The following is a 22,983-nucleotide window of genomic DNA, read 5'->3' on the forward strand; positions in this document are numbered from 1 at the left end:
CAATAAATTAGGCAGCCCAAATTCATTGTCCATCTTTGTCCATGCAGGACATAATCTTCCTTTTCACATAGTTTATAGTGTACCTAAAAGGGAGGATTTCTGAATGTATAACCATCATTATAACTACAATTTTCATCAAAATAATGTGCCATATCATTACGATAATTATTATGCCAATGTGCCATATTACTACGCAGAACGAGTACAGCCATCATTAGTTCCTACTGCTACGATACAAAGTCATTTGCAAGCAGGACGCCAAGGACATTGTTTCAGGGGTTTTTGGGGTAATTCTACGCACACATTCATCTTAATGGGCTTTAACAAAACAACAGGAATGGTTCAGATCCTGGAAGATGGATTGCCAAACGAGGTTCATCACAATGATATCGTCGGTTTACAATATTTAGGATTACAATGCCCGCCAGTGCAACAGCCAGGGCAGCCTGGCGGACAGCAGGGCGGACAACAAGGCGGTCAACAGGGCGGACAACAAGGCGGTCAGCAGGGCGGACAACAGGGCGGTCAGCAAGGGCAGCCTTTCTTCCCAGGCTTTCCTGGTTTTCCTGGCGGACAGCAAGGGGGCCAGCAGGGCGGACAAAATTGTATTTTCTATAATGGAAAATGGTACTGCTCTTAATTATATTAAGACCGTTTTTCGACTTCAATCAACAAAGGCTAGGCAGTCAGCAAGAGCCCTTATTCATCCGGAACTCGGGCTGCCTCGCCTTCATTAATCCGTACTTACCCCCTCTTTAATTTCCAGTAAGGCACATTTTATCTTCATTTTACTTTATACTTGGAAGATACATTTGATTGAAAAAGGAGATATAGGTATGAAATTCCAGCGAGTCGATGTTGTTTATTCCTTATTATTCGATGAAGCCACACGTAAAATCCTGATGGTATTCAATAAGAAAGGTACTTGGTCTTTGCCGGGAGGCGGAGTTGAAGCCGGGGAAACTTTGCAGGAAGCTGCCATAAGAGAGGTCAAGGAAGAAACCGGATATGACATCAAGGTAAGCAATATTGTTGCCTTGAACGAGGCTCTCATCGATGAAATGCATGTTTTTTTCATTACATATCAGGGACATATCGTAAATCGGCCTGATGAAATTCCTCAGGAAGAGAACATATTAAATGTTGAATGGATCGATTTGGAAGAAGCGGATCGGCTGATGCCCTATTATCCGGTAGGCATTTCAACGCTCATTACCGGTTCAGGCGCAAAATATATTTTACAATGGAAATGACTTCTTATTTAGATCACGTTTTCATTTATTTAGGTTACCAAAGATGAACCCCGTTCAAACGGGGTTCATCTTTATGCAACTTAGCTGTTCGACTGGTTTACTCTGGATAATAAATGTTGTTTGTACGCCGTGATTTTCTTATCGAGCATCGCTTCCGTCGCCTTCAATGTTTCAATCTGGATTTCGATGGTGCGGCGATGACTCTCCAAAAGGTGCAAGCGCTCCAGCGATGTTTGGTCTCCTTCATGGAACAGCTGGGTATATTTTTTTATTTGTTCGATGGGCATTTGCGTTTCCCTCAGTTTTATGACAAACTCCAGCCATCTAAGATGCAAATCGGTATATTGCCTAATTCCTTGGGCATTTCTTTCCGGTGTTATGATTTGTTCTTTTTCATAATAGCGTAAGGCATGTGTACTGATCCCAAGCTTCTGCCCTACTTCACTTATCGTATAAATAAAAAAACACCTCACCATGACTAATAGTTGACTTAGAGTGAACTCTAAGTAATACAATGACATCCTATCATAAATTAATGGAGGGTTACACATGAAAAAATATACGGTTATCACGGGAGCCAGCTCTGGAATTGGATATGAAACAGCCTTGGCTTTTGCCTCTAGAGGTAAAAATTTGGTTCTCATTGCCCGAAGGAAACAAAATTTGGACGAACTGAAAACAAAGATAGAACAAATGAATAACGAATTGGATATCATTATTCATGCCACAGATTTATCAGTTACGGAAAATGTGTATGGCTTATATGAAAGTCTTAAAGAACTCGAGATTGAAACATGGATCAACAATGCAGGCTTTGGAAATTTCGATAAGATCGGAGAGCAAAAGCTGCCGAAAATCGAGAAAATGCTCCACCTGAATATTGAGGCCTTAACAATCCTGTCCTCCCTTTACGTTCGGGACTATTCAGATGTAGACAACACACAGCTGATAAACATCTCGTCTGGTGGCGGGTATACCCTTGTTGCAGATGCCATCACTTATTGTGCCACTAAATTTTATGTCAGCGCCTTTACAGAAGGACTTGCGCACGAGCTAAAAGCCCAAGGGGCTAAAATGCAGGCTAAAGTGTTGGCTCCTGCTGCAACTGAAACCGAATTTGCCAAACGCTCCTTTGATGTGGATGCATTTCATTATGAGGCCACTTTGCCTAAGTATCATACAGCAAAAGAAATGGCCGAGTTTTTGATCCAGTTATATGATCATGATAAAATCGTCGGTATTGTGAATGCAAGAAGCTATGAATTCGAACTTAAAGATCCGCTTTTTCCTCATGCTTCTCGATCAACGAATACCCAATCATGAAACATGATATCCATCCCTCATTATCGCTTTTTCCCATGCGTTAGTGAGGGAGATGTTCCTCTTGATGGGAGGATAGATCACATCGGGGCTTCATCAGGCAAAACACCCGTTTTTGCGATTTTCGTGTTGCTTTTCTTTTTCAGCTTAAACACAATGATTCCCGCTAACATAATGGATATCCCGATTAATTTATTAATGGAAAAAGGGATTTTCGCAAACCCGAACCAGCCAAACGTGTCAATAAGAACGGCCATAGTGAGCTGGGCAACAAGTACAACGCAAATGGCATAAGCCGGTCCTAAAAGCCGAATCGCCTGCATGATGCAATAAACGAGCACGACACCCAAGACTCCGCTTGATAAATACCATTTATTTACCTGCCCGATTGACAGCAGGCTTGTATCATCCATGATCACGAACATGGTGAACGATGATACGAAACCAAGTCCCAGCACGAGTGAGGTTGTCGCCCAAGAACCTACCTTTTCACCCACTTGGGCATTAAATACCGTTTGCAGACTGATGAATATCCCTGCAATGACTCCAAACAAAATTCCTTGCATGCGTGTATCCTCCCCGCTCATTCATAAATATTTCCATCTGCCAGTTCCCTCAGCATAGACAAATCCTCAATATACAGGGACCCTTGGCTTCGTTTAATGACTCCCTCTTCACACAATTTTCTAATGACCCGATTTAAATGGCGATAGCTAGTGCCAATGAGATCAGCGATTTCCGTCAAATTGGACGTGCCCATTTCTTTATGGAACATGGAGCCGCCGCCTTCGGATGAAAGAGACAAAAGATAGCTTGCAAGTCGTGTCTCAACCGGATGGAGCCTATTCAAACTCGTGGCATGGGATTCCGTGTAAAACTTTTGGGTAATGATCTCCAACAAAAAATTCAGAAACTCTGAACGGTTGGATTCCATTGCCCTTAGATCATCAAAATGTATACGAAGGACCATTCCTTCGCTGACCGCTTCGACTGTATGGAGAACGTTCATCCCCTTAACATATTCGACATCGCCAAACAGGGCCAATGGCGTTTTGAACCGGACGATCAATGACTTTCCTTCGGGAGAAGTGGTAAAGATCTTCACCTTTCCTTTTATGAGAAAGTACATATACTGAATATCCTCACCCCTTGCACACAATATTTCTCCTTTCTGAAAGTGATGAAGAGATAATTTCCGCTTCGATTCCTCCGAAAAAACCAGATTCAGTTGAAACTGATCCAGATATTCCAGGATTCCAAGGCTATCATTTATTTTTTTCAATGTCGCTCTCCTTTTACCATTTGAATATGACGATCCCCACTAGCATCATCACCATACCTAACAATTGTTGTATTGACACCTTGTGCTTGATCATACCGAATAGACCTTTTGTATCTATCATGAATGCACAAAGAAGCTGTGCAATTAAAATGGTTGCGATTGCAAAGGACATGCCGAGCAAATTTATCGCTGTCATTTCCCCATACACGATGACGACCCCGAGCATGCCGCCAAGCAAATAATAAAAAGGAACCTCACGAACCCCCTCCGTCCTGCCATCACGAGCAAATATACAGATGATGACCGACAAGGAGAAACCGACGAGATGAACAATTGCAGTGGTGTGCCAGCCGCTAATCTCCTCGCTCATCCTTGAATTGAAAACACCCTGCAACGATATGAATATGCCTGCAATTATTGAAGAAAGTATGCCTTTCACCCTTCCTCCTCCTTTCTGAATGACTTGTACTCATTAAAATACAGAAATGGAAATTGGCGAAAGGACATATGTCCTTTATGATTATTTATTGTTCCCTTTAGATACAGCCTAACCGCACCATTAGTACCGCCGGTCGAGTTAGTAACGTGGTTGTTTTTCAGAAAAAAATATGGGAACATCCGATTAGGAAGTCCCCATATTTTATAAAATTCCTGTTAATGGAATAACTGTAAAGCTAATGGGTTAAAAGCTGCGTTTATTTGCCCAAGCTCCTAGCATTTTACTGAGATATACAATTTGCCCAATATGATATGCGTCATGCATTGCTAAACTCTTCAGTTCAATCACTAATGAATTATCTTCTCCTGGGATCTGCCTATACAAATCTTCATGTCCTGATTTTTCAAGTATTTTCCCGAGTTCACGATGAACTTCAAAATATTCTTGTTTTGTTGCCTTCCAATTTTCTAACGTCTCGGTTGGTAATCGAAAGGTGGATTCATTATTTTCTGCCTGTGGTTCATTTGCTGTTTGCCCTAGAAATCGCATCATAAATCTCTTTTCATAGAAAAGTAAATGACAAACTAATTCCCAAATGGAATTCATTGTCCCATCAGCCGGTTTCCAAATTGCCTGTTCAAAAGTGATATCCTCCAGCACTTTTTCAAGCGGTGGAAACCAGTCTTCTTTATCTAAGCAACTTGCCCATTGTTGTAATAAAAGTGTCTTTACATCCATTGTATCCCCTCCAATTTGATCCCTTTTGCTTCCTTTGATCAACATTAACATTTGCAAGGTATTGTAGATGGCACTAGATAGGGTTTCATGCCCATTCATTGTTCAACCATTCTGTCCCTTTGACGAAATAATGAAGGTTCCGTTATTTGGAAATACAGAATAACCTTAGTTTATCATAAGGTGTAATAGCATAGATAGAACATTCGCTCTCGGTAATGTCATTCATTAAGAAGCTTATCCGAACAAAACGATTAAAAAAAGAGCCCTTCCGAATGATAAGCGATTTTCACCGCCTCTCACACGGAAGAAGCTCCGATTTTGTTTTTTGTCACTCTTTAGAAGCAGGCTTTATACTGCCGTATATCCGCCATCGACAATAAGGCTTGTGCCTGTAACGAATGATGCATCATCACTTGCGAGAAAAAGAACGGCTTTAGCCACTTCCTCGGCTTTGCCCAACCGGCCGATTGGATGTAAATCGATCAAGCCTTGCCTTAATTCACCCTGTGCTGCCGCGATTAGAGGTGTATCAATATACCCTGGGCAAACGGCATTGACGCGTATCCCCTCTTTGGCATATGTCGAACCTAATGTTTGGGTTAATAGCTTGACCCCGCCCTTTGCAGCAGAATACGCCGTTACCCCAGGCTTCCCGGCATGGCTATGGATGGAGCCTGTATTCACGATGGCTCCGCCTGTACCTTGTTTTTGCATTTGCTGTATCGCATATTTATCGGAAAGAAAGACCCCTGATAAATTAATGTCGATCGTTTTTTGCCATTGCTCATAGCTCAACTCATGAATGTTTCCATCTCTTGCAATCCCGGCATTCGCAAACATGATATCCAGCTTTCCGTATTTGTTTACCGTTTTTTCGATCATATTCTTGATGTCCTGTTCATTCGTCACATCGGTTTTGACGAAAAGTGTATCATGGCCTTTACCATTTAACTCATCAGACACTGCTTGTCCATGATCAGCAAAATCAGCAATCACGACCTTCGCTCCCTCTTCTGCAAATAATTGCGCCGTGCTGGCGCCGATCCCGCTTGCTCCACCTGTTATGATTGCCACTTTATCTTCTAATCTCATTTTAAACACTCCTTCGTTTTTAGTATTTTTTCCACCACTGTCTTGCAGCTGTTAGCGTGCTGTCGCTCCGCCATCAATCACAAATTCCGTGCCGGTCGTATAGGAAGATTCATCAGAAGCAATGAACAGCACCGTATTGGCCACGTTTTTGACAGTGCCCAGATGTCCTAACGGGAATTCTTTACCCAATTCGTCTTTTGAACTGCCCGTTTGCTCTGATGCATAGTCTGCCATCCCAGTATCGATGTACCCTGGATGAATCGAATTCACCCGGACTCCCGTTGACGCATACTCGATGGCGGCGTCTTTTGTCATGACCCTGACCGCACCCTTGCTGGCACCGTAAAGAACATGCCCTGGCGCACCGATCAAGCCTGCAATGGAGGAGGCATTAATGACCGATCCTTTCCTTTGTTCCGCCATCAATGGCATGATATGTTTCATTCCCAGGAATACTCCGGTCACGTTAATCGACATGAGCCGGTTCCATTCCTCCAGTTCAATCTCCGTTACTGGTTTGATAATATAAATACCCGCATTATTAAAAAGGACATCAACTTTCGTAAATGTATCGATCGTTTCTTTTGCAACCTTCTTCCAATCTTCTTCGCTGCTGACATCGTGGCGAATGAATAATGCTTCTCCTCCAATTGCTTGAATCTCCTTCACAGCTTGAGCGCCAGAAGCTTGGTTAATGTCCGTAATGACGATTTTTGCTCCTTCACCCGCGAATAATAAAGCGGTTTCTTTCCCGATGCCTGTTCCCCCGCCAGTAATGATGGCCACTTTGTTTTCGAGTCTTTTCATTTTCATCAAATCCCCCTTATTTTTTTCCTGCTCCAGAATCACTCAAAGGAAGCTTCATCCCTAGAGTTTTCCCTTGTCAGTGAATGATATACAAGCGATGGAACCCTTCGTGGCCAGTTCAATCAATTAAACAAACGGCCATTTAATAGCTGCCTTATTCATATCTATATTTTACTCCTCATATTTTCAAATACTATCCTATAAAATGCTGTATAATAATAAGATATTTCCCCCCATTTATAGGGGTATTAGCTATTGAGGAGAAGATCCCATGACCCAATCCATTCACCCATATGAAGAGATAACCTTTCAGCAATTCGTATTATTCATAAAAAGCCATAACAAGCGGATTGAAGAGAATATCAATATTTATTTGAACCTGGAGCCATTCATCGGTGAAGCTGAACGAAGGACGATACAAACATTATTGGACTCATTTTTGCTATTTTTATCCTCCCAGAGCATTGAAGACATAAAGGATGCACATGAAAAGTACATGGATACCTGGCTGCAATCACATTTATCCATGTTGGATCCGCATCATTTCAGCATGTTTCGGCTCATTTTTGAAAAGGCCATCGTTACCTTAATGGTCAACCAAAAACATACCCATGCCATTTCAATCTTAATGTATCTATTATCGATTTTCTCTGACCTTATCCATCGCTTTAACGAGTGGGATGCAGACAAGCCAAGGCAATCTTCCAAAACCGATCAGGACAGTCCCGAACTCAGCAGACTGCGGTTATTGGATCAGCTGGATGAGCTATTGATCCACTCAGCTGGCATCAAGGATTTTGCCCATATCCTAAAAAAATGTGAAGAGTTCTTTCATTATAAAAGATGTGTTTTTTATGCGTACATCCCTTGGTCCAACCAATTCCACGGCACCATCGGCCTGGAGCTTCCCAAGGTACAAAGCATGAGAGGCCAGCTAAGCGCAAAACAGTCCTTGGTTTTCAATTCAAAAAAGCCTGTATTTTTAAAGGACCCACATCCATACATCAAAGAAGAGCATATCAAGTTATTTAACCTGTCTTCCGTCATTTTTGTACCAATCTATCATGATCAGCAAGTGTTCGGTTGGCTGACCTTTGATCAGATAGGCCAGGAATTCGATTATGTGAAGGAAGATCTCCTTTTACTTGAACAGGTAGGAAAACGGCTAGGTTTGTATTTATCCAGGAAGGATGCTGAGGTATTAAGAGATACGGAACTGCAATTGACCGAACGGGAGTCGATGATTTTGAATTTGCTGGCTGAGGGACATAACAATAAGCACATGGCCGATTTATTGCAATTAAGTGAGCATACGATAAGGGATTATGTAAGCAGCTTGATGACCAAGTTCAAGGCTAAAAACCGGACACAAGTCGTCGTCCAGGGATTTCGCAATGGTCTTCTGAAATAATGCAAATGATTTATGAGTAGCTGCTGCGCATCTATCGGCAGCCCCCCTGCACTTCCCAAGCAATAAAAAAAGACCGAAATATTTTGGAACGGTCTTTGCACTCCTCCAAACAATGTTCATGACCTCTTAAAAGACTTTAAGGCGCGTACTGCCAGAATATCGCCGAAAATTTGATGAGGATGCTCGTTTTCTGGTATCAATGACTTACGCAAAGAAACTCCCTGAAAAGCCCAACAAACTCATTTCTTCAGCGACAAGGAACGTGATTTGCCAAGCTTATCCCCTTTCTTAGAAGGCAAAGGTAACCACTCAAGTACAAGATATAAAAGGAAATTGCGTAGAATCAAAGACCGATATTGCTTCAAAAAAATCTGGTGTCCTAAGTGCAGAGTGGGATGTATCAAAGGTATCAGACGTACAGGTTTGTCATTTCAGCGAATGATCCGAGCAAAAACAAGCGTACACCAAAGCCTGCTTACACATTAAACAAACCAACAGCCTATCAAATGACTGGCAAGTTCAATGCTGCATCATTAACTATACGTTCCAAACCTTCAACATCAGGAAAAGTTCTTGGTTCTCTAAAGAAAGTTTTTTTATTTACATACTGATATTTATTAATTATATTCTACCGAGTTTCGTTACCGAATATTAAGATGTGTTTCCGTGGAAATAACTGGTATATAAATTAAGATATAGGTAAATTCGCACATACCAAAACCCCTTGAAAACCAAGGGGTTTTTTTTCATAAGTGCTAGTATACATCTTAAAAACAGAGTCTGTAATCAAGCATTTGTTTTTCCTTCAAAGAGAATGAAATGTTATGAGATGGAGCGTAACGGCGTATTGGGTATTTTGTTCAAGCTGTGAAGAGTCTTATCTTTGGATTTGTTTTTTTCTGATTTTATGTTTTTTTGTTAGTAAAGGTGGTTCTATAAACTCAATTTTATTTACTATACTCTGCACTAATTTAGGAAGAAAGAAAGATCCAACAAAAGCACAAACGAATGCTTGTGGCCAAATTTTTAACCATCTAGGCAAAAATTCACTATTATACCCATAGTTTATCGATACTATTATAAATGACATGAACATAGACATACTAAAAGCCGATAAAAAGATATAAGTAGTATTCCGATATTTAGAATTAATTTTCATTAAGGACTTCCTTTTCAGTTTCAATTTATCATCTAAATCAAATTTTGCTCTAAATCTTGATTAGGATTTGACCATTAGAATGGAGAAATATCCACGCTCTCATATTGACGAAGTGTCTTTTTAATTGTTACCTCTTCTTGTAATCCATGTTTTTTTTGTTTGTTCCTTTGTTTATGTTCTTCTACATGTTCTTCTCTTGTTATCCATTTTATAAAGTGATCTTTACTTTTCCACTTTGTTATAAATACATATTCAACTCGATCTTTGTTTTCTTTTAACCAATAATCCGTTGATATTAGCCCTTCGACATCAATCGTTTCCTTTATTGTTTGTTTAAGCTTTGTAATAATTTTATACTCAATTACCTTTTCGCCTTCAAAGCTGGCTTGACTGATAAACATAAGAATCCACTCCTTTGTTTTAAATTAGAGAAAAACCAATTATCTTACTAAGTAAGATAATGATTAAATAAGATATTAGCATGAATAAAAGACCTCGTCAATGAGATTAATATTCATTGGCGAGGTCTTTTCCTTAAGCGTTCCTAGTTAGTTCATTCCCAAAGTAAAACTATGCTAATGTATCATCTAATTTTGAGAATATATTGATAACCTTTTCAATGTCATCCTCTTCAATGTCATCAAAGAGCTCGGTAAACATTTTGGCTTTCTGTTTAATAATTTGTTCAACTATGTTTTCGCCTTCTTTTGTGAGTGATAATAGTACCACTCTTCTATCAGCTTCTGACCTTGTTCGAGTAATTAAATTATGTTTTAAAAGGGTGTTAGTAAGAACTGTCCCGCCTCCCGAAGTAATGCCTAAATTAGCAGTTATATCAGAAACCGTGCACGTTTTTTTCTTAGAAAGATACACAAGGCAAAATATATGACCGTCAGCAAGCTTATATTTTGTCTTAGGAAAGAATTCATTTTGTCGCTTTAATTTACGAAAAACTGTTTCGAATATTTCTTGAAACTCTTCTAGTTTCCTTTTTCTGTCTTCAGAATTCATTTTTTTGCTCCTTGTTGTAAAAAGGCTATATAAATATTATGACATTTTTTATTAGGGTTGAATAGATTTTGTTCTCTTGACTCCTAATATTATTGCTTTTAAAAAGAAAACAAAAAGCAGGCTTAGCCTTGCTTTGGCACCTAATTACATCTGATATGTAAACGTTTTTCTGATACAAAGTCAATGCCCCCCTTTGTTCGCCAGATTCTAAAGGATACTGTTTATTAAACACATCCAACACGCTTCAGCTATTTTGGATTCAATATTTTGGACTCTAAAAAGATACGTCTTATGATTTCAGCTTTTTGCTGTAACCGAAGGGTTTCCTTCGGAGTCATGGACTCTTCCCCTAAACCGATTGGAGTGAATTCCTTGACCCATTTTTAAATGGTCGCTTCTGATACGCCAAATTCGCCGCTTTATTCTTATGTCCAAAAAAATTAAAATGTGTTCACGAGCTATTCTAACTCCAGTAACGCACTTAACTTATTTTAAAATTGTTTTTAACACATCACTTATATTGTGAATTTGCTTCCGATTTACTGCAATCAAGCGGGCATACGAAAAGGACAATGGATGCAGCTTGATGACCCAGTTCAAGGCTAAAGGCCGGACACAATTCGTCATCCAGGAAATGGTCATCTGAATTAATGCAACTGATTTATGGTTGCTGCTGCATATCGATCGGAAAACGGCCCTCGTGCACTTGCCAAGCAACAAAAAAAGACCGAATTTTTTAATACGGTCTTTGCTTAATAACAGTACCACTTCCAGGGAGTGATCATGAATCTTTCTTTAAAACTGAACGGTGACCGGAATATCATCCTGCATCATTCTTTTTTTCCGTTTTACCTTTGGATAAAAACCAGCCTCCTGAAGCGATAAGAAGCATGACTGACCAGAAAATCGTATTCCAGACGGGACCTTCGACAAACTTGTGTGAAATGATGTGTACGGATGGGTGTGCAAGGGTATGCATGAGCAATTTTACCCCAACCCAGCCGACAAGTAACATGGCCGCAGTTTCAAGGCTCGGACGCTCGGTCAATATCTTGACGAAAAATCCTGCTGCAAAACGGATGACAATCAAGCCTGCTATCGCTCCTAATAAGATAACGATGAATTTAGCTCCATCCATGCCCCCGATATCCCTCATTGGTGTATCCGGCAACGCCAAAACGAGAGCGACTGCCGCTAAAATCGAATCAATGGCAAAGGCGATATCGGCCAAGGCTATTTGTGCAACAGTCATGCGATAGCTTTTCCCTTTTTTATCATTTTCTCCATGATCCTTTTTCAATAAATGCTTCAAAGAAATGAAAATCAAATAGGCTGCTCCAAGCGCTTGCACTTGCCAAACGTGGAAAAGGTATGAAATGATGAAAATGGCACCAATCCTGAAAATAAAAGCTAAAAGCAAGCCAATATTGATTGCTTTTTTTTGCTGATCCTCCGGTAAATGCTTCGACATGATCGCCAATACCAATGCATTATCAGCTGACAATAAACCTTCTAAAAATATTAATATAACTAACACCCAGCCATACTCCAATAATAAAGTCAGTTCCATATAAGCCCCCTAAATGATTCTTCATAAACCTATAAGAAAGCTGCCCTGGCTCACCTCTCATTTGAGCAGAGGATAAAAGTCATTCCGGCTTTTTCTACATTCAATATTGTCCCAATGAAGCGGATTTCTTATTCAAGCTCGACACAACTCTAAAATATATTCCATTAAGCATACACTACGTTCAAAATACCAAAATTCACATCAAAAATTAAAGCCTCTTTATCTGAGCTTTAATTTTTGACCGGTATAAATTTTGTTTGGATCTTCAATTCCATTAAGACCGACAAGCGAGTTAACGCTCGTTTTATATTTTTTCGCAATCCCGCTTAGCGTGTCTCCTCCCTTTATGACGTATATGGCAGGTATTTCATCGCTTGCACTTGATCTAGCGCCTGTCTTGAGAGAGTTATTAATTTTTGAAAAATCTCGATATGCGATATTCAAATCCACCTTCGTTCTGATGCCATCCACCTTTCCTGAATCGGAATGCTGCCAAATATCCGTGCTTCGTCCCAAGATGCTGTTGTATCGGGCAATCCACAAAGGGTACTTAGCCAATCTTGATTCATCCAACACATTTTCAAGAAATGATTTTCCAGTATATAGCATGGCAATATGTCCGGCTTCCTCAACCGCTTCCAGAAATGCCACAGCAGCATCCGTCAAGGCATGTTTCCCTGCCGCTTTTTTATTTTCTTCAAGGTCAAGGACCAGAGGATAGGTTAATGCAATAGGGCATACAGCATTCAAAAAATAGGCAGCCTCTGCCCTCGCCTCCTTCACATTGGAAAATTTAGCATAGTGATAAGCCCCAACCTTCAATCCCGCCGCCAATGCTTTAGGAGCATTTTCTTTAAAATAGGAAAGCTTCTTATAATCCGTTCCCTCCGTTGCTTTAATAAAGACGAATTGAACGCCATCCTTCGCAACTTTCCCCCACTGTATTGCACCTTGCCAATGTGATACATCGATGCCCTTTATATGTGTCAAATAATCACGCTCCTCTTTCGTTCCCTTTTCTTGATATATGCCCAGGGGATCAAACTATTCTCTTTCATTTTAGGTGTTTGCACTATTATCCATACCCCATTACACACCATCTAGACAAAAGGAATTCTTTTGAACGAGACCGCATACCCTATTCGATTCTCCAATCTCCACCGATCAGTCCGTCATCTGTCATTTTAGCGTAATGAATATAACGCATATTTGGTTCATATGATGAGGGGAACCATAGATGAAAAATTAAAGGAGGATGTGTAATGAGCAAGCAAGTGGTAGGCATATATGAAAACGGTGAAGATGCAGTAAAGGTGGTGGAAGAACTTTTAATCCAAGGATATAAACGTGATGAAATATCCATCGTTGCCAAAAATCGCAAGGAGACAAAAGTGGTGGAAAGAAAAACGGGTACGAAAGCCGAAGAAGGATTAGCGACAGGTGCAGCAACCGGAGGAGTGATCGGCGGTACGGCTGGCCTTCTTGCAGGTGCGGGTGCACTGGCCATTCCAGGAATCGGACCCCTCCTGGCAGCTGGACCAATTGTATCTGCACTCGCTGGAGTTGCCGTTGGTGCAGGAACTGGTGGATTGGCTGGCACGCTGATCGGTTTGGGCATTCCAGAAAAAGTGGCAGAAAGTTACGAAACCGGGATAAAAGCCGGGAAAGTATTAATACTGGTGGATAATGATATTAAAGAAGGACCCCCTACTTATAGAAGCTGAAGGTAAAATGACATTATCCTTTTTAATAAAAACATGTTCCATGAGGGCTCAGAGTGTCGGCCAACTCGTTAAAAATCGAGTTGGCCGACACTTTTTTTGTTGTAGTGAAAGGACCAAGCTTCCCAAGCCAGCACTCCCCTTAGCCCTGCTCGCTCTCCCTTTGCCACATTTCTTTGCAAGAACCACTACACCTGCCTCCCTCGCTTAAATATACATTATTTTATAACCTCGATACCCCTTAAGTAAAATGCAGATTAACCAAATAATTTTTCCTGCAAATGGAATGATAAAATTATTACGTGAAGGAGTGATGGATTGGAAAAACAACAAACGATCAAGACGCTTAATAAATTTTTAGAGGGGATATACATGGGCGTCCACAGCTATGAACACTTTATAAAAAAACTGGAACATAGTTCATTACAAGAATCATTCATTTCCATTCAGAAAGATCAAAAAGACCATGCCGCCCTCATCTCAGAAAGAATTCAACATCTTGGCGGAACACCTGTAACAAGTGAAGGATTGATCGGCAAAGCTGAAGGCGCAATCGGAAACTTATTCGAGAGAAATCATACTGATGAAGAAATCATCAAACATGCCATCAAAGGTGAAAATATCTATGGCATAAGAATGTCCGAGGAACTTGTGAGGGGCAAACTTGATGAGGAAAGCCTTGGCCTCGTCCATAAAATCCTTGATAAAGACCGAGAACATGTGGACTTTCTAAAGTCCCTTTTACATTCCTAGATTAATGAAGAGAGCTGATTTCAGCTCTCTTCGATGAGGGACATTTGTATCAAACAAACTTTTTGCAACATTAATTTTTATAACTTGCAAACATGTTAGTGTTGTCAGGAACATTTTCCAGATAACAGATTTTACCTTCATTATTCAGTCTTGCTATATCTTTCCCAGTTTGCGTAAATACCGTTCCTGACGACCGTTTGCCACACACCGCCCAAGGTGTTTCAAATAGATCGCTACCTTCTGCTTTTTTCCACCCTTCGAACATATGTTTAATATCGCTATTTTCTTTGAACACAGTCTTTACAAACAACTTCCAATTTTCAATTCCAGTTTTTTCATGACCGTTCAGGACGAAAACAATATCGTCCGTGAATAATGACGTTAATTCTTCCATTGCCGTTTCGCTTGTTCTTGATTGATCGAATAGATCAAAATATTTCTCTAAGTTTTCCATTTCTTTAATCTCCTAATCACAATGATATTATTGTTATGCTTTATAAAACCATTTTTTCATTTATTACTTTTTTTAACATTTGAAGATTTTCTTTTGGACATTTTTTGTCTATTTCCTCAGTCAGAGAGGCGATGGTTTCACGTTTGAGAATATTTTTCCACGAAGACTCCGCTTCTTCCATCAAGTCGGACAGCATGCAAATATCCTTCTCCTTCAAGTTAAGCATGTCGTGAAAAATGCCACTTGAGGAATATAGGGACTGCTTCCCTTCAATGGCAAGATAGACATCATATATACGGATATCTTCAGGATTTTTTTTTAATTTAAACCCGCCCTTTATACCGGGAACCGAGGTAAGTAAATCAGCACTGACTAATTTCCTTAATATCTTTTGAAAATAAGTGGCGGATCCCCCCAATTGCTGGCTAATCACATCTCCAGGCAATACAGCTTTTTCCGGTAGAAAATTAAGTAATAAGATGGCATAAACGGACTGCTCCACCCCCGTCTTCATATGCAATCAAGATCATCTCCTTCACGGCTTTGGTTTCCACCAAAATCTATCAAAGTTTAAAGTGGATAAAGATTATCCACTTTATACACATAATACATTATTATATTAATAAAGTAAACCTTCTTGATGTCATTATTAACAAAATTCCCTTTGTACGGCGTTAATAGACGTGTAATAAGGAAATTTTCATCACATCCAGAACATCTAAAATTGTTAATATTCCTTTAAATCAGTACGATAAATGAACAAATGGGTAATTTTTTACTAGAAGACATCTTCTTTTTGCATTTATATTGTTTGACAACATCAACATTCTTATAAAGGCAGGTATACAAACCATGTTAAAAATGAAAGATCAAAAAAGTACGCAGGTTCTGGAAGAAAGTGCTGTATTGGCAGCCATCGAAAGGTCACTCTCCATGATCGAATTCGATAAAGAGGGGCAGGTGCTCTGGGCTAATGAAAATTTTGCTAAAACAATGGGATACAGAGTGGATGAAATGCCTGGCCTTCATCATAAAAGATTTTGCACGCAGGAGTTTGTAATGAGCAGGGCATATGAAGAATTTTGGAGAAATCTCCGCAACGGAAAAAGCTTTCAGGAAAAAATAACCCGCATCACGAAATCAGGACAGGTTATCTGGTTGGAAGCTACGTACACACCTGTCTTTGATCGTAATGGAAAAGTCTCTGCCGTTGTAAAAATTGCTACAGATATTACAGAAAGAGAAACGAATGCGCATGATGTGGCATTGCGTTTGCAAAAAATGTCAGAGGAACTGCATGAAAAGGCTGAACTTGGCATCACACAAAGCCAGGAAGCCTCCCTGACAACAAGCAAGCTTGTCGCTGGATCGAAGGAGAATATGGAAATCCTCGAATCTCTTAAACTCCAGGCACAATCGATTAGAGGCATTGTAAAGACGATCCGTGAAATAGCTGCCCAAACCAATCTATTGGCATTGAATGCTGCAATCGAAGCAGCTCGTGCCGGTGAACATGGAAGAGGGTTCAATGTTGTAGCTGGTGAAGTCAGAAAACTTTCAAACCGTGTCCAGGACTCGATTCAGGAAGTTAATTCCCATGTAGAAGGCATTACAACGGAGATAGCTAAAATCAGTAAAGTGACCGCCCAATCTCAAGCAGGCATTACAAATAACCAGACATACAACAAGCAAGTGGTAATGACGTTCAAAGAAGTGGAAATGGCTTCAACCCAACTTGATAAGGAAGTCAAATCCTTTAAAGAGATATTCTGAACACATTTTATATTATCCATTGCCCTGTTCGTTCTATTCCGCCATGCTCCCAGTAAGACTGATACTGGGAGACTTTCATTGTTTTCGTTTGGAAGTGTCGGATGATGATTAAAGCAAACCTATAAATAATGGAATCTAGTCAATATGTATAAGAATAATGGGATGGAAATCATGGATATGATTGTCGTGATTATCGTCGTAATTGCTCCCAATTTATCGTTCGCACCGTATCTGCTGAACAGGATGGAAGCTAGGGTAAGAACAGGCATCATTGCTTGGATCAGTAAGGTTTCAGCAACGATTCCGTCCATATTCATCATTTTTATTACCATTAACACAAATAGGGGCAATATAACCAGCTTGCTGACGACTGGAATGACGATTTTGCTTTTGGCAGTCTGAAATTGTGACTTGGTTATGGACATGATCAGCAGCCCAATGTAAAACATCGCTAACGGTGATGCGAGTGCGGCCAATTGGTTTGTCAAGCTGACAAATATATGGGGCGGGTGATACTTTGCGAATGCAAATATCAAACCAAATCCTATTGCCAGTGTAGGCATATTAACCATTGACTTTATAGAGGACATTGAGAAGGATTTGGATTTTTGCAGGATCATCACACCTACTGTCCAAATGACCATATCCATGCCGGCATCAAAAATGGCTGCATACATGGCTCCTTCTGGGCCTAATAGTGTTGCACATAACGGAATGCCGATAAACCCTGTATTCCCCAAACCTGATAGAAGCGAAATTTCCCGTCGAAATGAGTTCCCCGGACTGCAAAGGGTAACCAGCAAACCGCCTAATCCGATCCCAAATAGGTTGATCGCCAGTGAAAGAATAAAAACGATCAAGATATTTCGTAACATGGCTTGGTTGATATCCACTTTGAAAATACTTGATAAGATTATGCATGGCATAGCCACATTAACGATAATCATCGAATAAGTTTGCTTGTTTTGTTCATTAAGGGGATTCAGGTATGAGAGTATCACACCTACTAAAATCATCATCCCGATCAAAAGGACCGACTCGAACACGATAGCGTAATTCACTTCATCCACATCCTCCGTAAAATCTACCGCCGTTATTAAGCCGAAAAAAGCGGTCCACACATGTCATAGTTTCCCTAAGCTGGTCATGTAACGCACACCGGAATATGAAAAAACTACCCTCTTAAATACCAGGTAGTTTTTCATGTCCTGCATGAGAATGTCCAGATTCCATTTCAAAACAACATCAAAAAAATCATTTGACCCCGCCTGAGGTCATGCCGAGAATGAACTGCTTGCGTACAAGCAGCATGAAGATCACCGTTGGCAGAACGAATATGATCCCCGCCGCAGCCATTTGGTTCCATAACACTCCCTCTTCTCCAACAAAGAATGAGAGGGCGATAGGAAGTGTAACTGCGTCCTGTTGGGTGATTACGAGAGAAAACATGAATTCATTCCAGGTGATCACAAAACAAAAAACAGTGGCTGTGATGATGCCAGGCCTTGCAAGCGGCAATAGAATATGCCATAACACTTGGAATCGATTTGCCCCATCGATTTTGGCTGCTTCTTCCATATCAATGGGAATGCGATCGATGAACCCCTTTGTCAACCAAATGGCATAAGGAATCGTATGACCGAGGTTGACGATGATCAGTGCAAGCGTGGTATCCAATAATCCCCAATCACGAAACATTGTGAAAAAGGGAATCACATTGACGATAAGCGGAATGAATTGGGTAGCAAGTATCGCAAACATGAACAATTGCTTTCCTGGTATGTGAAACCGAGAAAGACCGTAAGAGGCTAGTACACTTACAGGAATCGTGATAAGCAGGGTTACAGCCACCACAATCAAACTATTAGTATAGTATTTACCTAAATTGAAGGCTGAGCCGAATACGGTTCGAAAGTTATCTAACGTTGCCTGAAAGAATATGCTTGCCGTGTAAACTTCTGACTCCGGCTTAAAGGCCGTTATCGCAATCCAGAATATTGGTAAAAAGAGAAAAATGACGATCAACAAGACGCATGATATTTCCAAAACAGCCACCCATTTTATGGAGTTTTCATTTTTTATATTCGTTTTTTGCTTCTGGGGTATTGCAACTACCTCATTCATTAGTTCCAATCATCTCCCTTCACCAATTTTCTCATATAGATGATCACAAATACGATCGTTATAAGAGCTAAAATGTAGCCCAAAGCTGAGGAATAACCCATATCGAAATAGCGGAATCCCGTTTTATAAATGAAAAAGTTCAATACTTCGGTTGAATCTCCAGGGCCCCCTCGTGTCATCGTAACGACAGGGTCGAACGCTTTAAGTGTGAACATCGTCATCAATATGGATGCAATCAGTATGATGGGTTTTAACATTGGCAGTGTGACATGGATAAGTGTTTTAAATGAAGACGCTCCATCCATCTTAGCCGCTTCGAATACCTCGCTTGGCATTCCCATAAGTCCGCTTATGAACATCAAGCTCATGAACGGCAGCCATATCCAAACCACTACAGAAATGAGAGCCGCCATTGCTGTAGTGCTCGTACCTAGCCATACAACATCAGAAAGCGGCGGAAAGAGGAAACCAATGATTTTGTCAAATAATCCATAATCAGGATTTAGCATGAATCTCCACGAATACCCGATAAGTGCCGGACTCATCGCAAAGGGAATGATCAGTACGGCACGTAAGTAAGAAAGATATTTTTTATCCTTGCTTAATAGAATTGCAACAAAAATGCTTAATATCAAGGTAAGCACTACCGTACTCGCAGCGAAAATCAGCGTTGCCTTTACGCTATTCCAAAATTGGGAATCGGAAAAAGCGCGGATATAATTATCAAAGCCAATAAATGGGCCCATTTCGGCAGACGTCTTTAAATCCCAGTCATGTAAGCTAATCCAGAATGACTTCATCAAGGGATAAAAGGTGGTAGCTGCAATAAGGATAAATGCCGGAGCGATTAGCCCAAATTTGAATAGTTTTTGGTTCATTATAGCTTCCCCTCACTTAGAACAGGTTGTGAACCCTTTAACATCATTCTTTGCAATTGACCTGTTGCAGTTATCATCACAGTTTACCTTTGAGAAGAAAGCGAACTTCCTTCTCAAGGCAAGGAAGGATTTGTTAGTTGTAGTAGCCCGCTTTATCCAAAAGTCGCTCCACTCGTTTAGCTGCATCATCCAGGCTTGGCTCCACAGGCTCGCCTGTGGCCATCTTTGAAATGGCACCACTTATGATATCCGCAATGCGAGGCCACTCCTTCATTTTTGGAAGCGCTCTAGCATTTTCAAAGTTGTCGGCAGCTACATTGTAGAAACCATCCGTCAATTCGTTCAGTTCCTCGTTTCTCATATTTTCCGTCTGGGTGATGACGGTTGACTGCTCCGCTGATGGACTCTCATTTTTCACTGTTTTCATGACAATATCAAGCTCTTCCTCAGGCTCGGCAATCCACTTAAGCACTTCCCATGCCGCCTCCTTGTTTTTTGATGCTTTCATCATCGCCAGTGGGAAAGTGGCGATGTTCGCTTGTGTTCCTTTTCCTTCCCACCCCGGTACCGATGCAAATCCTACATTTCCGGCAACATCTTTTGCCGAAGCCTCTTTGTCATTGAACTCGGAATAGACCCACCACCAGCCGAGCCACATCGCAGCTTTTCCTTGCTTGAAGAAAGTTCTTGAGTCTTGTTCACCAAACGTGACAGAGCCTGGCGGGGCGACTTTTTCTTTCACAAGGAGATCTATATAACGTTTGGTAGCTTCAATTCCCTCTGGACTGTTAAAAGCAGGCTTCAGTTCATCATCAAAAATATCACCGCCATTGCTCCACAAGTAAGATGTCCACATGGGCAGGTTTTGGGCATTGTTACCGGCACCATAATATGGCACAATGCCAGCAAGATCGGTTTTGTCGGAAATAACCTTACTAACCTCATCAAGCTCCTTCCAAGTGGTCGGTGCGGTCAGCCCTAACTTCTTAAAGATATCTTTCCGATAAAAAAGCATTTGGACGTGTGCCCTGACAGGGAGGCTATATAATTTGCCATCGTGTGTCGAAAGATCCAGTATCGGAGCTGGCCAACGATCCGTATTGAAATGATCACGCGCTACATATTCATCAAGCGGTTCCAAAAATGATGTAATGGAAGACCCCATCGTATCAAGATGCACCACCAGATCATAGGTCCCGCCAGATGCAATACCGTCTGATGTGATGTCTTCCAGCAGGTTATCATATGGCGTTTCAATAAATTCAATGTTAATTCCAGTCTTTTCAGTAAAGGCTTTGCTTCTTGCTTTCCATGCATTGAACTGACCTATTCCTCCAGCAGACAATAATACTTTGACTGTCTTTCCTTTCAAGTTGTCACCCGACGTGCTCTCAGAGCGAGAGTTGCTGCAGCCGCTGACTAGCAGTACCAGTATCAATATGAGCAGCGTAAACGAACGAAATGGGTTTCTTTTTTTCATCATCATTTTCCTCTCTAAAATGGATTAGTAATTGGGTTAATCCTTGCCATCACTTCTCTGTAACGGCCATATGTAAAATCATGAGCTTCCTTCTTCATTTTGAATACGTATTCAAAATAAAGAGGAAAGCCATTGCTTTTTACATCAATCCACATAAACGTATATTTTCGAGAAGAAACCACCCATGATGAATACGCATTCAAAACTACCTGATTTTCTGCTTTTCCAGCTTCAATTTTCGTACGGGAACTCTCGTGAATACGTATTCAAAAAAAGTCCCAATAATATTACCTCATTGGTTACGCATTGCTTGTTGCCAATTAAAACTGCGCTGAATACGAATTCCTTTATATTCACTATCTTAATAGGGCTTAAAAATTCTGTCAATACTAAATATTCAAACAATTTACTTTCATTTCCTTTTTCTCTTCCAATAAATTAGAATTTTAATAATCGTGGCTCTCCAAAAAACCGACTCCCTTACAGGAACCGGTTCCAATCAAAATCAATAAACAATCCAACGCAAAATCATGAAAAAGATGACGCCCGAAAGTACAGTTATCAGTAAACTGCGTGTCTTAATCGCAATGAAAAAAGTCGGAATGGCCGCTAATAGTTGAACATTATCGGTTATGGAGGTAAGCTTTCCATCATGAACCAAAATTTCCTGGCCTATCAATGCAGCCATGACCGAGATGGGAACATAATTCAACCAACGCATCCCCCACTCTGGTAATTCAACACGGCTAAGAACCATCAATGGTACAACCCTTGGAATGAACGTGACAATCGCCGCCCCTAGAATGATCAATACAACTTCCCATCTCATTTCCATTTTTCCACCGCCATCCCTAGTGTCGAAGCTATGATCGTTGCCACAATGATCCCCATGCTGCTGGACAGGAAGAAAGAGCAACCCACAGTGAGGACAACTGCTACCAGAGCTACAGCTATATCTCTTTTGATTTTGCTTCTGCCTATTATGGACAAAACGAGAATCCCGATGAACATGGCTGGCAACGCGAATTCAAGTCCGAATTTTTCGGGGTCTGAAATCCATTGGGCCAAAAGAGCCCCAGCGATATTGGCAATGAACCAATTTAAATAAGCGGTAATATTGAGGCCATGCATCCAACTTTCATTGATTTTCTTCGTTTTCGCCGTTTGGTTAATGGCGACACCAAAAGTCTCATCCGTGAGCAGGGAACCTACAAGGATGTTCCTCAGTGGAGAAAGATGGCGAAAATACGGGGATAGTGCAGCACTAAGTAAAAGGTGACGCAGGTTGACAAATAATATGGTAATAATGATGGCTGTGGGAGAACTGCTTGCCGCAATCATTCCTGCCGCAATGAATTGAGCTGATCCAGCATAGAGAATTAAACTCATGAGCGCAATCTCGGCTATGCTTAATCCAGCTGTCTTTTGGACAACACCAGCAGCTAATCCGATGCTTAAATAACCAAGCAATGTAGGAACGCAATCCTTAATGCCTTCCATAAATCCTTCTTTATTTCGTGGTGATGCTGCTGTCTCCACATGGATGTTCTCTAAACTCACCTTATTCCCTCCTTAGCTAAATTTTTGAAGCCCGGAAGCTATTAATAATGCGTCCAGCTTTTTTCACCAGTCGATTTATCGACGGTCTTTGAAGCCCCGGGAGCCTCCGCTTTCATTCGGGCCCCGGACCATTTGTATAACTGAAACAAGCGCGGGAT

27 protein-coding genes are annotated in these 22,983 nt (G+C 40.8%); 7 read left to right on the forward strand and 20 right to left on the reverse strand.

What is annotated here, in order from left to right; all coding sequences use genetic code 11:
* Positions 1-103 precede the first annotated feature (103 nt).
* Both QNI08_RS08925 and QNI08_RS08930 read left to right on the forward strand, forming a co-directional pair.
* Positions 104-640: a hypothetical protein gene (locus QNI08_RS08925; protein WP_285767063.1), complete on the forward strand. Its 537-nt coding sequence runs from the start codon at positions 104-106 to the stop codon at positions 638-640.
* Positions 641-836: 196 nt separating this feature from the next.
* On the forward strand, positions 837-1,253 hold the full coding sequence (locus QNI08_RS08930; RefSeq protein WP_285767064.1) for an NUDIX hydrolase: 417 nt from the start codon (positions 837-839) through the stop codon (positions 1,251-1,253).
* A gap of 80 nt (positions 1,254-1,333) precedes the next feature.
* Here QNI08_RS08930 and QNI08_RS08935 read toward each other — a convergent pair whose 3' ends face one another.
* Positions 1,334-1,711, reverse strand: a complete 378-nt coding sequence (locus QNI08_RS08935; protein WP_285767142.1) for a MerR family transcriptional regulator — start codon at positions 1,709-1,711, stop codon at positions 1,334-1,336.
* A 91-nt stretch (positions 1,712-1,802) separates the two neighbouring features.
* On the opposite strand from QNI08_RS08935, the gene QNI08_RS08940 reads away from it, so the two are divergent.
* Positions 1,803-2,576, forward strand: coding sequence for an SDR family NAD(P)-dependent oxidoreductase (locus tag QNI08_RS08940; protein ID WP_285767065.1), 774 nt, complete (start codon positions 1,803-1,805; stop codon positions 2,574-2,576).
* A gap of 77 nt (positions 2,577-2,653) precedes the next feature.
* On the opposite strand, the gene QNI08_RS08945 is transcribed toward QNI08_RS08940, so the two are convergent.
* From QNI08_RS08945 to QNI08_RS08970, 6 genes are all read right to left on the reverse strand, one after another.
* Positions 2,654-3,139, reverse strand: a complete 486-nt coding sequence (locus QNI08_RS08945; RefSeq protein ID WP_285767066.1) for a DMT family transporter — start codon at positions 3,137-3,139, stop codon at positions 2,654-2,656.
* A 17-nt stretch (positions 3,140-3,156) separates the two neighbouring features.
* The gene (locus QNI08_RS08950) at positions 3,157-3,855 is read right to left on the reverse strand and encodes a Crp/Fnr family transcriptional regulator (protein ID WP_285767067.1); all 699 of its coding nucleotides are present in this window, start codon (positions 3,853-3,855) and stop codon (positions 3,157-3,159) included.
* A gap of 13 nt (positions 3,856-3,868) precedes the next feature.
* Positions 3,869-4,294, reverse strand: a complete 426-nt coding sequence (locus tag QNI08_RS08955; RefSeq protein ID WP_285767068.1) for a DMT family transporter — start codon at positions 4,292-4,294, stop codon at positions 3,869-3,871.
* Between the two features lie 243 nt (positions 4,295-4,537).
* On the reverse strand, positions 4,538-5,032 hold the full coding sequence (locus tag QNI08_RS08960; protein WP_285767069.1) for a DinB family protein: 495 nt from the start codon (positions 5,030-5,032) through the stop codon (positions 4,538-4,540).
* 348 nt (positions 5,033-5,380) lie between these two features.
* Positions 5,381-6,124, reverse strand: a complete 744-nt coding sequence (locus QNI08_RS08965) for an SDR family NAD(P)-dependent oxidoreductase (protein WP_285767070.1) — start codon at positions 6,122-6,124, stop codon at positions 5,381-5,383.
* A gap of 51 nt (positions 6,125-6,175) precedes the next feature.
* Complete coding sequence (locus QNI08_RS08970; RefSeq protein WP_285767071.1) at positions 6,176-6,937, reverse strand: SDR family NAD(P)-dependent oxidoreductase; 762 nt, start codon at positions 6,935-6,937, stop codon at positions 6,176-6,178.
* Positions 6,938-7,202: 265 nt separating this feature from the next.
* On the opposite strand from QNI08_RS08970, the gene QNI08_RS08975 reads away from it, so the two are divergent.
* Positions 7,203-8,342, forward strand: coding sequence for a LuxR C-terminal-related transcriptional regulator (locus tag QNI08_RS08975; protein ID WP_285767072.1), 1,140 nt, complete (start codon positions 7,203-7,205; stop codon positions 8,340-8,342).
* Between the two features lie 877 nt (positions 8,343-9,219).
* Here the strand turns inward: QNI08_RS08975 and QNI08_RS08980 are convergent.
* The 5 genes from QNI08_RS08980 to QNI08_RS09000 form a co-directional block, all read right to left on the reverse strand.
* Positions 9,220-9,501, reverse strand: a complete 282-nt coding sequence (locus QNI08_RS08980; protein ID WP_285767073.1) for a DUF2798 domain-containing protein — start codon at positions 9,499-9,501, stop codon at positions 9,220-9,222.
* A gap of 74 nt (positions 9,502-9,575) precedes the next feature.
* On the reverse strand, positions 9,576-9,902 hold the full coding sequence (locus QNI08_RS08985; RefSeq protein ID WP_285767074.1) for an antibiotic biosynthesis monooxygenase: 327 nt from the start codon (positions 9,900-9,902) through the stop codon (positions 9,576-9,578).
* Positions 9,903-10,071: 169 nt separating this feature from the next.
* Positions 10,072-10,512 (reverse strand): MarR family winged helix-turn-helix transcriptional regulator, encoded by a 441-nt coding sequence (locus QNI08_RS08990; RefSeq protein WP_285767075.1) that lies wholly within the window; start codon positions 10,510-10,512, stop codon positions 10,072-10,074.
* An 820-nt stretch (positions 10,513-11,332) separates the two neighbouring features.
* Complete coding sequence (locus QNI08_RS08995; protein WP_285767076.1) at positions 11,333-12,082, reverse strand: TerC family protein; 750 nt, start codon at positions 12,080-12,082, stop codon at positions 11,333-11,335.
* 219 nt (positions 12,083-12,301) lie between these two features.
* The gene (locus QNI08_RS09000; protein WP_285767077.1) at positions 12,302-13,072 is read right to left on the reverse strand and encodes a GH25 family lysozyme; all 771 of its coding nucleotides are present in this window, start codon (positions 13,070-13,072) and stop codon (positions 12,302-12,304) included.
* Positions 13,073-13,344: 272 nt separating this feature from the next.
* Here QNI08_RS09000 and QNI08_RS09005 point away from each other — a divergent pair, with 272 nt between their 5' ends.
* Together QNI08_RS09005 and QNI08_RS09010 are read left to right on the forward strand one after the other, a co-directional pair.
* On the forward strand, positions 13,345-13,806 hold the full coding sequence (locus tag QNI08_RS09005; RefSeq protein ID WP_285767078.1) for a general stress protein: 462 nt from the start codon (positions 13,345-13,347) through the stop codon (positions 13,804-13,806).
* Positions 13,807-14,121: 315 nt separating this feature from the next.
* Entirely contained in the window at positions 14,122-14,556 is a 435-nt protein-coding gene (locus QNI08_RS09010) for a DUF2383 domain-containing protein (RefSeq protein ID WP_285767079.1), read from the forward strand.
* Between the two features lie 70 nt (positions 14,557-14,626).
* Here the strand turns inward: QNI08_RS09010 and QNI08_RS09015 are convergent, their stop codons facing one another.
* Positions 14,627-15,010, reverse strand: a complete 384-nt coding sequence (locus QNI08_RS09015) for a nuclear transport factor 2 family protein (protein WP_285767080.1) — start codon at positions 15,008-15,010, stop codon at positions 14,627-14,629.
* Positions 15,011-15,050: 40 nt separating this feature from the next.
* On the reverse strand, positions 15,051-15,530 hold the full coding sequence (locus tag QNI08_RS09020; RefSeq protein WP_285767081.1) for an RrF2 family transcriptional regulator: 480 nt from the start codon (positions 15,528-15,530) through the stop codon (positions 15,051-15,053).
* 332 nt (positions 15,531-15,862) lie between these two features.
* Between QNI08_RS09020 and QNI08_RS09025 the strand changes: the two genes are divergently transcribed.
* The gene (locus tag QNI08_RS09025) at positions 15,863-16,783 is read left to right on the forward strand and encodes a methyl-accepting chemotaxis protein (RefSeq protein WP_285767082.1); all 921 of its coding nucleotides are present in this window, start codon (positions 15,863-15,865) and stop codon (positions 16,781-16,783) included.
* Between the two features lie 119 nt (positions 16,784-16,902).
* On the opposite strand, the gene QNI08_RS09030 is transcribed toward QNI08_RS09025, so the two are convergent.
* The 6 genes from QNI08_RS09030 to QNI08_RS09055 form a co-directional block, all read right to left on the reverse strand.
* Positions 16,903-17,904 carry an AEC family transporter gene (locus QNI08_RS09030; protein WP_285767083.1) on the reverse strand — a complete coding sequence of 334 codons (1,002 nt, stop codon included), beginning with the start codon at positions 17,902-17,904 and terminating at the stop codon, positions 16,903-16,905.
* 133 nt (positions 17,905-18,037) lie between these two features.
* Positions 18,038-18,907: a carbohydrate ABC transporter permease gene (locus tag QNI08_RS09035; protein WP_285767084.1), complete on the reverse strand. Its 870-nt coding sequence runs from the start codon at positions 18,905-18,907 to the stop codon at positions 18,038-18,040.
* The gene (locus QNI08_RS09040) at positions 18,907-19,785 is read right to left on the reverse strand and encodes a carbohydrate ABC transporter permease (protein ID WP_285767085.1); all 879 of its coding nucleotides are present in this window, start codon (positions 19,783-19,785) and stop codon (positions 18,907-18,909) included. The genes QNI08_RS09035 and QNI08_RS09040 overlap by 1 nt, the downstream gene beginning before the upstream one ends.
* A 133-nt stretch (positions 19,786-19,918) precedes the next feature.
* Positions 19,919-21,268, reverse strand: a complete 1,350-nt coding sequence (locus QNI08_RS09045; protein WP_285767086.1) for an ABC transporter substrate-binding protein — start codon at positions 21,266-21,268, stop codon at positions 19,919-19,921.
* A 502-nt stretch (positions 21,269-21,770) separates the two neighbouring features.
* Positions 21,771-22,100, reverse strand: a complete 330-nt coding sequence (locus QNI08_RS09050) for an AzlD domain-containing protein (RefSeq protein WP_285767087.1) — start codon at positions 22,098-22,100, stop codon at positions 21,771-21,773.
* On the reverse strand, positions 22,091-22,765 hold the full coding sequence (locus QNI08_RS09055; protein ID WP_483313764.1) for an AzlC family ABC transporter permease: 675 nt from the start codon (positions 22,763-22,765) through the stop codon (positions 22,091-22,093). Before QNI08_RS09055 ends, QNI08_RS09050 begins: the two co-directional genes overlap by 10 nt.
* Positions 22,766-22,983 lie beyond the last annotated feature (218 nt).

This window comes from Peribacillus folii (genome assembly GCF_030271255.1).
Classification (GTDB): domain Bacteria; phylum Bacillota; class Bacilli; order Bacillales; family DSM-1321; genus Peribacillus.